Origin of the sequence: Herbaspirillum sp. DW155 (assembly GCF_037076565.1) — a bacterium.
GTDB lineage: Bacteria > Pseudomonadota > Gammaproteobacteria > Burkholderiales > Burkholderiaceae_D > Herbaspirillum.
This window is the reverse complement of record NZ_AP029028.1, coordinates 2,999,382-3,012,235: the sequence shown is the minus strand read 5'-3', so window position 1 is coordinate 3,012,235 and position 12,854 is coordinate 2,999,382. Positions and strand designations below refer to the sequence as shown.

Here is a 12,854-nt window from a genome sequence, read left to right as displayed (position 1 = left end):
GACTCCTAGGCAGCGGATATGAGGAGGTCGCGGTCCTGGGCGAATTTCTCGAAGGCCTCTACCGCCACCGGCCGGCAGAAGTAATAGCCCTGGTAGGCATGACAGCCGGCATCGGCCAGGAAGGAGCGCTGGGCGTCGGTTTCCACGCCCTCGGCGATCACCCCCAGCCCCAGGCTCTGCGCCAGGTTGACGATGGTCTTGGCAATCGAGGCGTCGTTGGGATCGATCAGGACATCGCGCACGAAAGACTGGTCGATTTTAAGCTGATTCAGCGGCAGCCGCTTGAGGTAAGAAAGCGAGGAGTAGCCGGTGCCGAAATCGTCCAGCGAAAACTCCACGCCATAAGCCTTCAAGGCAAACATCTTCTGGATGATGTCTTCCACGTTGTCCACCAGCAGGCTTTCGGTGAGTTCCAGCTTCAGGCGGCGCGGATTGGCGCCGCTGCGCTCGATGATGTCCAGCACGGTCTGCACGAAATCAGGCTCGCGCAGCTGCGGCGCGCTGACGTTGACCGCAATGCTGAGCTCGGCCATGCGCGGCCGCTTGGCCCAGGCGGCCAGTTGCTTGCAGGCGGTTTCCAGCACCCAGTTGCCCAGCGGGAGGATCAGTCCGGTTTCTTCGGCCAGCGGGATGAAATCGCCCGGCGGCACCATGCCGCGTTGCGGGTGCTGCCAGCGCACCAGTACTTCGGCACCGGTCACGCGGCCACCGTCGACCACCTGCGGCTGATAGTGCAGCAGCAGCTGCTCACCCTCGATGGCCTTGCGCAGGCCCGCTTCCAGGGTGGCCCGCTCCAGCACGGCGGTCTGCATGGCCGGATCGAAGAAGCGCAGCGCGTTGCGGCCGGTTTCCTTGGCCTTGTACATGGCCAGGTCGGCCTGCTTCATGAGTTCATCCACCGAGGCCGCGCGGCCCAGGAAGACGGTCGCGCCGATGCTGGCGGTGGTGCGGTATTCCAGTTCATCGAGCTGGTAGGTCGCCCCCAGCGCAGCCAGGATCTTCTCGCCGATGGCGCGGGTCTGGGTGGCGGCTTCCTGCTGGCTTTCGTTCAGGCCCTCCAGCACCACCACGAATTCGTCCCCGCCCACGCGCGCGACCGTATCGTTTTCGCGCACGTTGGCCAGCAGGCGCTGGGCCACCTGCTTCAACAGGGTGTCGCCTTTTTCATGGCCGATCGTATCGTTCAAGGTCTTGAAGTGGTCCAGGTCGATGAACAGCAGCGCGCCGCAGGTGCGCGTACGCGGCGAGAGCACAATGGCCTGCTTGAGGCGGTCCAGCAGCAGCGTGCGGTTGGGCAGGCGCGTGAGGGCATCGAAGAAGGCCAGTTCGCGGATGCGTTCCTCGGCCAGCTTGCGGTCACTGATGTCGTGATGGGTGCTGACGTAGTGGGTGACCTGGTTGTCCTTGTTCTTGACGGCCGAGATGGTCAGCCATTCGGGATAGACCTCGCCGTTCTTGCGGCGCTCCCAGATTTCACCCTGCCACTTGCCGAAGCGGAGGATGCTCTCGCGCATTTCCTGGAAGAAGGCCGGGCCGTGGCGGTCCGAGCGCAGCAGGTCAGGATGCTTGCCGACGATTTCCTCGGCGGTGTAGCCGGTGATTTCGGTGAAGGCCTTGTTCACGCGCAGGATCTGGCTGTGGGCGTCGGTAATGAGCAGGCCCTCGCGCGAATCGAAGGCCACCGCCGAAATGCGCAATTCGGCTTCGATCTGCTTGCGCTCGGTGATGTCGCGCGCACTGGTGCGAAAGCCCGTCAGGCCGCCCAGTGCATCGGCAATCGGTGCCGAGGACAGTGCCAGCCAGAACACCGTGCCATCCTTGCGCACGCAGCGGAACTCCACGTCCTCGCGCTTTTGTCCATCCATGCAGCGGGCCAGCTCGGCGCGGATGCGGTCCTCGTCATCAGGATGGACGATGGTGCCGATGAAGTCCGGCATGGACAGGCATTGTTCGACCGTGTAACCGGTGTAATCGCGCACGGCGTGATTGATCCAGCGCGGGCGCCCGTCCAGGCCCCACCAGACTTCCCAGTTGACGGTGCAGTCGGCGATGGCGCGGAACTGTTCTTCGCTGGCGCGCAGCTCGGCGGTCATCTTCTCGGCCAGGCGCACCGCACGCTTGCGACTGGACATCATCAGCCAGGCCAGCAGCGCCAGCGTGATGCTCATGCCTACACCGGTGGCGACGATCAGGGGCTCGGCATTGCGGCCGAACTGTGCGGTGAAGGCATCGGTGGTGCTGACCGTCAAGGTCCAGGTATGGTTGGCCACCACCAGGTATTCGTCAGCCTGCAGGCGCGGCCGATGCAAAGGGCCGCTGGCCAGCGGCGAGCTGTACATCAGCGCCTGCGGTTCGCGGGTCACGCCGTCATACAGGGAGAAGGCGACGGTGCGACTGCTTTCGCCATACAGACTGGCGATCACGTCGCTCATGCGGAAGCCTGCATGCACCCAGCCGATCAGACTGGCACGGCGCTCGGCGATGGTGGACTGTGGCTTGCCTGGCTCATACAGCGGCAGGTACATCATGAAGGCCGGGGTGTCCAGACCTTCATCGGTGACCACGATCTTGCCGGAAATGGTCGCCATGCCCGAGTCGCGCGCCTTCTCCATCGCTGCACGACGCACCGGATCGGACCACTGGTCGCTGCCGAAGGGGCGGCGATTGCGGCCTACATAGGGCTCGCGCAGGATGGTCGGCGCATAGGCCAGTCGAGCGCCCGGCGGGCTGATCTTGTAGTCGGCCAGTCCCTGGCGCTGCAGGCGCGCGATGTGCGCCTGCAATTGCGACGCCGGCACCCACTCTTCGATGGCGATGGCCTGGATGCCCGAAAAATTGGCGTTCAGGTTGAGCGCTTCCACATAGTCGCGGAACTGGTTGCGGTCGATGCTGCCGGTGGCCGAGACCAGCCCCTGCACCCCGTGCAGCATCTGTTCGTAGGAGGCGATGCGCTGCTCGATACGGCTCACCGTTTCGCGCAACACCGAGGCGAACTGCGTGTGGACTTCCTTGGCCGCGGCTTCGTGCTCGTGGTTCCAGGCGGTCCAGGTAACGCCCAATCCTGTGACCAGGATGATCAGGGGTAGCAGGATCTGGCGGATCCAGTTCACGGCTTGCTCTGGAATTCGACCATGGCCGCCGCCAGTTCCGGGTTGAAGTATTTGCGGAAGATGCGCAGCACCGTGCCATCGGCCAGCATGCCATTGACCAGCGAGCGCCATTTCTCCTGCTCGGCTGGCGACAGCGCCTGGCGCGACATGATCAATCCGTGCGGTACGGAAGGATCCTCCAGGCTGATGATGGTGGTGACCTCGCGAATGCGTTTTTCTTCTACCACCGGGTAATCGAAGGGCTCCATGATCATGCCCTGGATGCGGTTCTGCAGCAGTGCTTCATAGAGCGGGTCCAGTCCGCCGGCCAGGGTCACGCGATTGGCGGCGGTGAGCTGGTCCACCATGCGGTTGGCATTGCTGCTGTAGCGAAAGCCGCGGATGACGCCGAGCTGGAAGCCTTCCTTGCGTGCCACGTCGGCCAGCTGGCTGATGCCGGCATCCTTGCGCACCAGCAGGTAGTACTTGTTGCTGAAGTACCAGGCGAAGGCGGCGAAGCTGTCGCGCTCCGGATTGGTGATGCCGGAGAGGCTGAAGTCCAGCGCACCCGACTCGATCAACTGCCAGATACGCGCACGCGACATCAGGCTGACATTGACCTTGCAGCCGCTGCGGCGGATCAGCTCATCGGCGAAATCCTTGTCGATGCCGGTGTCGGTGGCGGCCGAGTAGAGCAGGCCATGATCGTGCAGCGCCAGCGTGTAAGGACGCGAGCAATCAGGTCCGCCGGCAATGGCAGGGCCGGCAGCGTGAGAAGCGGGGGAAACCAGCAGTGCGGTAAACAGTGTGGCCGCGCTCGCACAGGTACGTACTGCACGATTGCGAAAGAGTTGACTGAAAATACTACCCCCCATGAATACGCCACCTGATGGACGCCAGCCAGCCTGTTGCGCGATGCCACGCTCGATGCATGCCGTGTCGTCCTTCCCTGAAATCACCGAACCTGACGGTGCCCTGACTTGTTGTTCTGTATCGCCGCCCGTGGAGGCGGTGTGATGAGCTGCTCAGCTTCAAGTGTTGCCACTGCTGCGTGAGCAGTCCTTCACCGGACGCGAGCGATGTTACCCGAGCAGATTCCATTGCGCAACAGAATGCGTCGGCACCTGGCATGGCCGGTTGCGCGGGGCTGCATGCGGCGTGCGCGGAAGACCCGCAAAGGGTGGATGAGCCGCTCCGGAAGCGGCCGGCGATGCACAAAAAAGCCAGTGTTTCCGGAGCAGAAAACACTGGCTTTGCGCTTCGCTGGTCTCGGCGATGGTGGCTTGCCTGCTCAGGCCAGCAGGGTGCGACCGACCGGATCGATGGTGAGCGTGCCGCGTCCGATCTCGATGACGCGTCCGCCGACCTGGATGGCGCCTTCGGCATCGACCTTCAGGCGCAGGCGCGACGGGCGGCCCACGGCAGCGCCCTGGTCGATGGCGTATTGCGTCGGCAGAGCATGGCCGGTGGCAATCAGCCAGCCGCCGAGGTTGGCGCAGGCCGAGCCGGTGCCGGGGTCTTCGGCCACGCCGCCGCCTTGCCTGGGGTAGAAGTAGCGCGCCAGCACCTGGCCCGGGGCCTCTTCATCGAAAGCGAAGACATACGCCGTCCTGCGCCCGCAGGGGCCGACCGGCCAGCTTCCCAGCCGGCCGGTGTCGGGCTGGGCGCGCCGTACCGCGTCAGTCGAGCGCAAGGGAATCAGCAGGTGCTCTGCGCCCGTATCGACCCACATGGGATCGGCGCCCAGGTCGCTTTGGTTCAGCCCCAGCAGCGCCGCCACCTCGGCGCGCGGCAGTGGCAACGGCGCTGTGCGCGGACCAGCCGGGCAGGGCGCAGTCAGGGTCCAGACCTCGCCGCTGGCCTGCACCGGCACCACGCCGGCCTTGACCTCCAGACGCAGCGCGTCACCGCTGCCGAGCAGCTCGCGCACCACCGGTGCGGTGCCCAGCGTGGGGTGGCCGGCAAAGGGCAGCTCGACGTCGGGAGTGAAGATGCGCACCCGCGCATCGGCCACGGCCGAGGGCAGGATGAAGCTGGTTTCCGAGAGATTGAATTGCAGTGCCAGTGCCTGCATGGTGACGTCATCGAGGCCGCGTGCGTCTTCGAACACGCACAGGGGATTGCCGCCGAAAGTCGATTCGGCAAAGACGTTGAGCAGGCGGTAGGCGTAGGTGGCAGGCATGAGGTCTCGCAGCGAGGTCAGGAAACTTCCGCAATGCCGGATGCCGGCGGAAGCAGGAAGGCCGATTGTAGCCACGGCCTTCGCCGCCAGACAGATACAGTTCAGTCGCCCACGCCGATACAGTCGCGGCCCAGCTGCTTGGCGCGGTAAAGGCGTCGGTCGGCTTGTTCCAGGAAGGCGATGCGCTGGTCCATGGGCGAGGGCACGATGGTGGTCACGCCCAGGCTGATGGTGACGTACTCCGAAATCTGCGATCTGGCGTGGGGAATGCGCGCCTCGTTGATCAGCGTGCGGCAGCGTTGCGCCACCTGCAGGGCGGCCTTTTCATCGCATTCGGGCAGGATCAGCACGAATTCCTCGCCGCCATAGCGGGCAAAGAAATCGCGGCTGCGGGTGGCGCTCTGACTGAGGATGCTGGCCACCTGCTTGAGGCACTCGTCACCGCGGATATGGCCGTAATGGTCGTTGTACTGCTTGAAGTAATCGATATCGAGCATGATCAGCGACAGCGGTGCGCGCGTGTTGACCGCATTGGCCCATTCCACTTCCAGCGCCGAATCGAACATGCGGCGGTTGGCCACGTTGGTCAGGCCATCGCGATAGGACAGCGCTTCCAGTTCCTTCTGCAACTCCATCAGGCGGGCCTCGGTCTTCTTGCGCTCGGTGATGTCGAACATGAAGCCGATCAGCGAATTCGGGCTGCCATCGGCGTTGCGCACCACATGCACCACGTCGCGGATCCAGACGTGCTCGCCATCGCGGGTCAGTGCGCGGTAGTCGGCCTCGTGGTCGGCACCGGCTTTGGATTGCGCAATGCAGAAGTTGACCACCGCTTCTCGGTCTTCGGCGTGGATGCGCATGGCCCAGTCTTCGGCGCTCTTCCAGCTCTCCGGGGACCAGCCCAGCAGTTGTTCGATCTGCGGGCCGATGTAGGCGAACTGCATGGTGCTCCAGTCGATCTTCCAGGGAATCGCCTTGGTCGATTCGAGCAGGGTTTTGTAGACCGCGCTATCGGGTTCCATTTGTTCTTCGGTGGAGGTGCTCATGATTCTTCGTGGCGGGTTCAGTATGTTGTTGTGGGGAAAGGCGGCTGTTGGGCAGGACAAAAATTGGCCGCAAGCATAACGCGAGTTGGTTTCAGAAGGATGAAAAAGGCGCTGAAATCATTTCACGCCGGCAGCCCGGATTGCCGCACGGCAAGCCGGAGCGGGCGCTGTCACGGCTCGCAACGGGGGTTATCGTTTTTCCTTATACCCCTATCCTCATTCGGTATTTCCGGATTCTGCCGCCCGGCGGATAGACTTCAGTCACAGCAGTTTTTGAGACGGAGATTGTTGTGAGGACCGCTACCCCGGTCGATGCGTCTGGCAGTGATGTGCCTTACCCGGTGCAGTAATGGCAGACGCTATCTGAAACAAAAATTTCGGAGACAAGCAATGCCGCTCCGTCCGGCAGCTGAGCCTGCCGCAGCGGCGACGCCAACCGTAGAAGGTGATCGCAACTGCGCACAGGCTGTGACCACAGTGAGCTCACTTGCCGGTCTTCGATCAGACCACCGGTACTTTCGCGACAGACGGCTTGCCTACCGTCATCGTTACATCTGCAAACCTTACCGGTACAGTTGCAGACACTTCCGGGCTGGCGCCAGTCAGTCGCGACGACACCATTACATCGCCACCGAAGGCGCCCTCTGTCTTTCATCGCTGCGGCATCCAGGCCCTGTTGCGCCTGGCAAGCCAATGTCGCGCCAGTGACAACTGCGCGGCGCGAATTCCATTAAGCTAAAGCGCAAGGCCGCACAGCCTGGGTAAAACAACGAACAGGAGACGAGCATGGATTTTGAACTCAATGAAGACCAGCTGGCCTTCCAGCAAAGTGCGCGCGACTTTGCCGCCGGCGAGATGGCACCTTTTGCAGCCCGGTGGGACGAGCAAGCGCACTTCCCCCTGGACGTGATCGCCAAGGCCGGTGAACTGGGCTTCTGCGGTCTCTACACGCCGGAAGCGGTGGGAGGACTGGGCCTGTCACGACTGGATGCGACCATCGTCTTCGAGGAACTGGCGCGCGCCTGTACGTCGACGGCGGCCTACCTCACCATCCACAACATGGTCAGCTGGATGGTCGCCACCTGGGGCCATGCCGAACTGAAGGAAGAATGGTGCGAGCAACTGGCCGCTGGCCAGAAGATCGGTTCCTACTGCCTGACCGAGCCGGGCTCGGGCTCGGATGCGGCATCGCTCAAGACCACGGCACGCCGGGTGGATGACTTCTACCTGATCAACGGTTCCAAGGCCTTCATTTCGGGTGCGGGCAGCACCGACCTGCTGGTGGTGATGGCGCGCACGGGTGGTCCCGGTGCGCGCGGCGTCTCCGCCATTGCCGTGCCGGGCGACACGCCCGGCGTCAGCTATGGCAAGAAGGAAAGCAAGATGGGCTGGAACAGCCAGCCCACGCGCACCATCAGCTTCGATAACGTCAAGGTGCCGGTGGGCAACCTGCTGGGTGAGGAAGGCGAGGGCTTCGTCTTCGCCATGAAGGGACTGGATGGCGGGCGCATCAATATCGCCACCTGCTCGGTGGGTGCAGCGCAGGCGGCATTGGATGCAGCCCATGCCTACATGAAGCAACGCAAGCAGTTCGGCCGTCCGCTTGCCGACTTCCAGGCGCTGCAATTCAAGCTGGCCGACATGCAGACCGAACTGGTGGCAGCCCGCCAGATGGTGCGCCTGGCCGCGAGCAAGCTGGATGCCGGTTCGCCCGAGGCGACCACGTATTGCGCCATGGCCAAGCGGCTGGCCACCGACCTGGGCTTCCGTATCTGCAACGAGGCGCTGCAGTTGCATGGCGGCTATGGCTACATTCGTGAATATCCGCTGGAACGGTATTTCCGCGACGTGCGGGTGCACCAGATTCTGGAAGGCACCAATGAAATCATGCGCGTGATCATCTCGCGCAACCTGCTCGGCCGCGACACGCTGGACGACATCCGCTGAACCATCCCCCCCATCCTGAGGAAAGCATGCCCGACTACACCAACCTGAAGCTGGAAAAACGCGGCCACACCGCCGTGCTGACACTTTCCAATCCTCCCGCCAACACCTGGACCCGCGAGGCGCTGGCGGACCTCACGCGCCTGGTCAGGGACCTCAATGCCGACCGTGACATCTACACCCTGGTGGTGACCGGTGAGGGGGAGAAATTCTTCTCGGCCGGGGCGGACCTCAAATTGTTCGCCGATGGCGACAAGGCCATGGCGCGCGAAATGGCGCGCCGCTTTGGCGAAGCCTTCGAGACGCTGACGGCCTTCCGTGGGGTCTCCATTGCCGCCATCAATGGCTATGCCATGGGCGGCGGCCTGGAGTGTGCGCTGGCCTGCGACATCCGCATCGCCGAAGAACAAGCCCAGATGGCCCTGCCCGAAGCCGCCGTGGGCCTGCTGCCTTGTGCCGGGGGGACGCAGAACCTGCCCTGGCTGGTCGGTGAGGGCTGGGCCAAGCGCATGATCCTGTGCGGCGAGCGGGTCAATGCCGAGACCGCCTTGCGCATCGGCCTGGTGGAAGAAGTGGTGCCCCGGGGCCAGGCGCGCGAACGCGCACTGGCGCTGGCACTGCAGGCCGAGAAGCAGAGCCCGTCCTCGGTGGCGGCCAGCAAGCAGCTGATCCAGGGCGCGCGCCACAACCCGCTGGGTACCATCCTGCAGACCGAACGCGAACTCTTCGTCGATCTCTTCGATACCCAGGACCAGAAGGAAGGCGTCAACGCCTTCCTTGAAAAACGCGCACCGGGCTGGAAAAACGCCTGAACGAATCGGCGCACAGGCTGACGTTTTCTGCACCATGACCTGTCTTTGACGCGGCAAATGCAGCGCCGGGACAGGTTGGGTGTCTTGCCTCTGGGCTAGACTTGCGGCTTACATCATCACCGATCCGGTCGAGGCTCTCATGTCGTCGCGTCTTGCTGCCTTCCTCTTTTCTCTGCTGGTCTGCTCATGGCTGTCCGTGGCGGCCCATGCCTCGGAACTGTCGGATCAACTGGCCCGGGGCGATCAGCTCCTGATCATGCGCCACGCCCGCGCGCCCGGCATCGGCGACCCGGCTGGTTTCAGCCTCAATGATTGCGCCACCCAGCGCAACCTCAACGAAGAAGGCCGCGAACAGGCCCGCAAGATTGGCAACTGGCTGCGCCAGCAGGGCGTCGAGAGTGCCGTGGTCGCCAGCAGCCCGTGGTGCCGCACCACGGAGACGGCGGCCTTGCTGGGCTTCGGCACACCGCAGGTGGAAGACGGACTGGCCTCGTTCTTCAATGATCCTGCCCAGGCCGGGCGCACGATCCAGCGGCTGGAACGGTATCTGCGCAGCGCCTTGCCCGCCAAGGGCAGCCGTGCGCTGATCCTGGTGACCCATGACGTGAACATCGCCCGCTGGACCGGCGAGAGCGTAGCCTCCGGCGAGATGGTGCTGGTGCGGGTGGATGCCAGCGGCAAGCCCGTGTCGCACAAGGTCTACGCCCGTCCGGACTGAGCGGTCCTCGTCGTGCCGGGCAGGTAACGCCGCAGCGCTGCATGCTCTGCGGCGTTTTGTGTTAACGTGACCGGCTTCGTCGTCACGACCGCCAGCGCGCCCATGTCCATCGTCTACCGTACCGATCTCCGCCTGACTGCCGATCAGTTCATCGACATTCTTTCCCGCACTTCGCTCGGCCCGCGCCGTCCTCTGGAAGACCGCGAATGCATGCAAGCCATGGTGACCCACGCCAGCCTGATGGCCACCGCCTGGGATGGCGAGTTGCTGGTGGGTGTGGCGCGCTGCGTGACCGATTTCGTCTATGCCTGTTACCTGTCGGAGCTGGCCGTGGATGAGCAGTACCAGCGCCAGGGGATCGGCAAGGAACTGATCCGCGCCACCCGTGGCCGCCTCGGGCCGCGCTGTCGCCTGCGCCTGCTGGCGGCACCCGATGCGACCGACTATTACAGCCATATCGGCTTTGCCCACAGCCCCCGCTGCTGGGAGCTGACACCGGGAAATGAACTTAAATAACGCTATAAATCATTTATAAAGATTTGCCATGATCGAGATTCAGCCCTATCGCCCGGAACACGCTCAGGGCGTGGTCGACGTGATCCTCCCCATCCAGCAGCAAGAGTTCGAGATTCCCATCACGCTGGAGGGACAGCCCGACCTGAAGGATATTGCCGGTTTCTACCAGAAGGGCCACGGCAATTTCTGGGTGGCGCTCGATGACGGCAAGGTGGTGGGCACCATCGCGCTGCTCGACATCGGCAACGCCCAGGTGGCACTGCGCAAGATGTTCGTGGCGGCCAGCCATCGCGGCAAGGAGCATGGCACCGCCGCGCGCCTGCTGGAAGGGGCCATCACCTGGGCGCGTGCGCAGGGCGTGCGCCAGATCTTTCTGGGGACTACGGCCAAGTTCCTGGCGGCGCATCGCTTCTATGAAAAGAACGGTTTCCGCCTGATCGACAAGAGCGAACTGCCCGCCAGCTTCCCGGTGATGGTGGTCGATACCCGCTTCTACGCGCTGGATTGCTGAGGCGGCATCGCCGCCATCAAAGACATCACGGGCATCAAAGACGCCGCTGGCTGTCCACCCCGAAGTAGAACCACTCGTTGCCCGGCAGGGCGCGCGGGTTGGGGAAGACGATGTAACCGGCCGCCGGTGCCAGCACCGCCTGGCCATCATGGCGATGGCCGATCACCTCGCCCTGTTGCACGCGGTCGAAGCTGGACCACTCGCGGGTGAAGCGGTCCCCCGGATGATCCATGTCGATCACATCCACCAGCCGGATCAGCTGGATGTCCGCCACCGGTGGCTGCAAGGGCGCATCGATCATGCCGTGCAGCGCCAGCGTCTGCAGGATGGCGCGGTAGGCCACTTCGGGCGCTTGCGGGTCGTCGTGCTGGCCGCATTCCAGCGTCACGCCATACAGGCCCTTGCTGCGGGCGTATTCGGTCGTGCCCACACCGTATTGCCGGTCCAGCAGATCGGGCGAGACCGCATGGCCTTGCTGGCGGCGGCGTTCCACTCCGCTCACGTAGGCGCCCATCCAGCCTTCCACCACGCGCTGGCAGCCCAGATGCGCCACCATGCGCGCTTCGGCCGCGGCATGGGCGAAGGGCTCGACCTCGCCGCTGTTGTCTTCCGGACCGAGCATGGCAAAGGGCATGCCGCTGGTGTGGAAGGAGTGCAGGTCGAGCAGGATATCGTGTTCATCGATCCACGGGCAGAGCACGTTGCAGAGCTGGTCCTCGAAGTTGGCCGGCGCCGCATGCGGGCGCAGGTTGCGGTTGAGATTGCGGTCTCCCTGGCGCTGGCGCTTGTGGTAGGCCAGCGGATTGGTCACCGGCACCAGCGTCAGCAGGCCGCGCTGCAGGCGCAAGCGGCCGCTGTCGAGTTCGCGTTGCAGACGGTCGATGGCCTGGGTGCCGCAGGTTTCGTTGCCGTGGACCGCGCCCAGGACCAGCAGGCGCGGTCCGGGCGTGAAGGCCGTGTACTGCAGCCTTTGCAGGGAAGTCGGAAGTTGATCGGACATCATGGGCAAGTGGATCACGCAAGAAGACAGAAGGCGCAACGATACCCCGGTTCGGGCGGCACTGCCAGACGCCCGTGTGTCCGATGGACAGCGGCGCGCGCCCGGTTAGCGCAGAGGCTCCTGCCACTCGGGGCTGGCGGTGGTGGCCACGGCATCGTGTGCATGCAGGCTCTCGAAGTGCGACACGCGTACCGCGCAGCCCCCGAAGCGCGCTTCCAGCGCCTGCCGCAGGCGGCGGGCGGCATCTTCCACGTACATCAGGTTGGCGCCGTTGGCCAGCGCGAAGGCTTGCTCATCGGCGCGTCGCACGGCGGTCTGCACGGCCGTGCCCAGTGAGGCTTCGGCGGTGTCGATCAGGTCGCGCAAGGGCAAGTGCGCGGCATCACCGGCCACGGCAATGCTCAGTTCGGCTTCGCTGCGCTGGCTGTGCGGCGTGGCCAGGCTGCCGTGGCGGGCGAGCCAGGCCAGCACGGTATCGTGGCCGATGGCATCCTGCTGCGCAAAGTCGCCTGCAAAGGCGTCCTGCAGCGCCTGTCGCGAAAGAGCGGCCGAGCAGGGGCAGGTAGAGGAATAGGCGATGCGCACGCTCAGGCGCATGTCCAGCGCCGTATCCTGCAGTTGTGCCGAGAGCGTCACGGGATAACTCTTCCAGCCCGCCAGCCCAGGCGTGACCAGCGCCGCACGTTGCTGCAGCAGGGCGAACTCCAGCCGCAGCGAGGCGGCTCGCGACTGGCAATCGGTATGGCTTTCACGCATCTGCTGCAGCAGGCCATGCAAGGCGGCGGGCGTGAGGCGCGAACGGCTGGCAAAGGTATCGAGCAACAGATAGAGCCGCGACATGTGGATGCCCTTGGCATGCGGATCGGGCAGGTCCACCGCGACCTCGGCGCTGGCCGGCAGTACCGAACCATCCTCCAGGCGCAGCGGCAGGGCGATGCCGCGCATGCCGACCCATTGCAGGGGCAGGGCGATGCTGGCCGCCTCGTCTCGGGCCACGTCGGGCAGGCTGCCCGGCTTGTCGATGAAGGACATCCGG

Annotated in this window: 11 protein-coding genes; 5 read left to right on the top strand and 6 right to left on the bottom strand. The window is 64.4% G+C overall.

Going from position 1 to position 12,854, the window contains the following annotated elements; genetic code table 11:
• Window positions 1-5: 5 nt before the first annotated feature.
• From AACH55_RS13780 to AACH55_RS13765, 4 genes are all read right to left on the bottom strand, one after another.
• Window positions 6-3,110, bottom strand: coding sequence for an EAL domain-containing protein (locus AACH55_RS13780; RefSeq protein ID WP_338715117.1), 3,105 nt, complete (start codon window positions 3,108-3,110; stop codon window positions 6-8).
• Window positions 3,107-3,964: a transporter substrate-binding domain-containing protein gene (locus tag AACH55_RS13775; RefSeq protein ID WP_338715116.1), complete on the bottom strand. Its 858-nt coding sequence runs from the start codon at window positions 3,962-3,964 to the stop codon at window positions 3,107-3,109. The genes AACH55_RS13780 and AACH55_RS13775 overlap by 4 nt, the downstream gene beginning before the upstream one ends.
• Before the next feature lie 416 nt (window positions 3,965-4,380).
• Window positions 4,381-5,271 carry a PhzF family phenazine biosynthesis protein gene (locus AACH55_RS13770; RefSeq protein ID WP_338715115.1) on the bottom strand — a complete coding sequence of 297 codons (891 nt, stop codon included), beginning with the start codon at window positions 5,269-5,271 and terminating at the stop codon, window positions 4,381-4,383.
• Between the two features lie 101 nt (window positions 5,272-5,372).
• Complete coding sequence (locus AACH55_RS13765; RefSeq protein WP_338715114.1) at window positions 5,373-6,317, bottom strand: sensor domain-containing diguanylate cyclase; 945 nt, start codon at window positions 6,315-6,317, stop codon at window positions 5,373-5,375.
• A 786-nt stretch (window positions 6,318-7,103) separates the two neighbouring features.
• On the opposite strand from AACH55_RS13765, the gene AACH55_RS13760 reads away from it, so the two are divergent.
• The 5 genes from AACH55_RS13760 (at window position 7,104) to AACH55_RS13740 (ending at window position 10,818) form a co-directional block, all read left to right on the top strand.
• Window positions 7,104-8,264, top strand: a complete 1,161-nt coding sequence (locus AACH55_RS13760; RefSeq protein ID WP_338715112.1) for an acyl-CoA dehydrogenase family protein — start codon at window positions 7,104-7,106, stop codon at window positions 8,262-8,264.
• Between the two features lie 26 nt (window positions 8,265-8,290).
• Window positions 8,291-9,073 carry an enoyl-CoA hydratase gene (locus AACH55_RS13755; protein ID WP_338715111.1) on the top strand — a complete coding sequence of 261 codons (783 nt, stop codon included), beginning with the start codon at window positions 8,291-8,293 and terminating at the stop codon, window positions 9,071-9,073.
• 139 nt (window positions 9,074-9,212) lie between these two features.
• Entirely contained in the window at window positions 9,213-9,791 is a 579-nt protein-coding gene (locus tag AACH55_RS13750) for a histidine phosphatase family protein (RefSeq protein WP_338715110.1), read from the top strand.
• A 102-nt stretch (window positions 9,792-9,893) separates the two neighbouring features.
• Window positions 9,894-10,307, top strand: a complete 414-nt coding sequence (locus AACH55_RS13745) for a GNAT family N-acetyltransferase (RefSeq protein WP_338720296.1) — start codon at window positions 9,894-9,896, stop codon at window positions 10,305-10,307.
• Window positions 10,308-10,335: 28 nt separating this feature from the next.
• Window positions 10,336-10,818: a GNAT family N-acetyltransferase gene (locus AACH55_RS13740; RefSeq protein WP_338715109.1), complete on the top strand. Its 483-nt coding sequence runs from the start codon at window positions 10,336-10,338 to the stop codon at window positions 10,816-10,818.
• 34 nt (window positions 10,819-10,852) lie between these two features.
• Here AACH55_RS13740 and AACH55_RS13735 read toward each other — a convergent pair whose 3' ends face one another.
• Both AACH55_RS13735 and folE2 read right to left on the bottom strand, forming a co-directional pair.
• Window positions 10,853-11,818 (bottom strand): succinylglutamate desuccinylase/aspartoacylase family protein, encoded by a 966-nt coding sequence (locus tag AACH55_RS13735; RefSeq protein WP_338715108.1) that lies wholly within the window; start codon window positions 11,816-11,818, stop codon window positions 10,853-10,855.
• Window positions 11,819-11,923: 105 nt separating this feature from the next.
• Entirely contained in the window at window positions 11,924-12,850 is a 927-nt protein-coding gene (folE2, locus tag AACH55_RS13730) for a GTP cyclohydrolase FolE2 (RefSeq protein WP_338715107.1), read from the bottom strand.
• Window positions 12,851-12,854 lie beyond the last annotated feature (4 nt).

Bases quoted from the DNA above. Each gene is read 5' to 3' on its own strand.
- AACH55_RS13745 (WP_338720296.1), top strand. From the start codon at position 9,894: ATGTCCATCGTCTACCGTACCGATCTCCGCCTGACTGCCGATCAGTTC.
- AACH55_RS13775 (WP_338715116.1), bottom strand. From the start codon at position 3,964: ATGGGGGGTAGTATTTTCAGTCAACTCTTTCGCAATCGTGCAGTACGT.
- AACH55_RS13765 (WP_338715114.1), bottom strand. From the start codon at position 6,317: ATGAGCACCTCCACCGAAGAACAAATGGAACCCGATAGCGCGGTCTAC.
- AACH55_RS13770 (WP_338715115.1), bottom strand. From the start codon at position 5,271: ATGCCTGCCACCTACGCCTACCGCCTGCTCAACGTCTTTGCCGAATCG.
- AACH55_RS13735 (WP_338715108.1), bottom strand. From the start codon at position 11,818: ATGTCCGATCAACTTCCGACTTCCCTGCAAAGGCTGCAGTACACGGCC.
- folE2 (WP_338715107.1), bottom strand. From the start codon at position 12,850: ATGTCCTTCATCGACAAGCCGGGCAGCCTGCCCGACGTGGCCCGAGAC.
- AACH55_RS13755 (WP_338715111.1), top strand. From the start codon at position 8,291: ATGCCCGACTACACCAACCTGAAGCTGGAAAAACGCGGCCACACCGCC.
- AACH55_RS13750 (WP_338715110.1), top strand. From the start codon at position 9,213: ATGTCGTCGCGTCTTGCTGCCTTCCTCTTTTCTCTGCTGGTCTGCTCA.
- AACH55_RS13740 (WP_338715109.1), top strand. From the start codon at position 10,336: ATGATCGAGATTCAGCCCTATCGCCCGGAACACGCTCAGGGCGTGGTC.
- AACH55_RS13760 (WP_338715112.1), top strand. From the start codon at position 7,104: ATGGATTTTGAACTCAATGAAGACCAGCTGGCCTTCCAGCAAAGTGCG.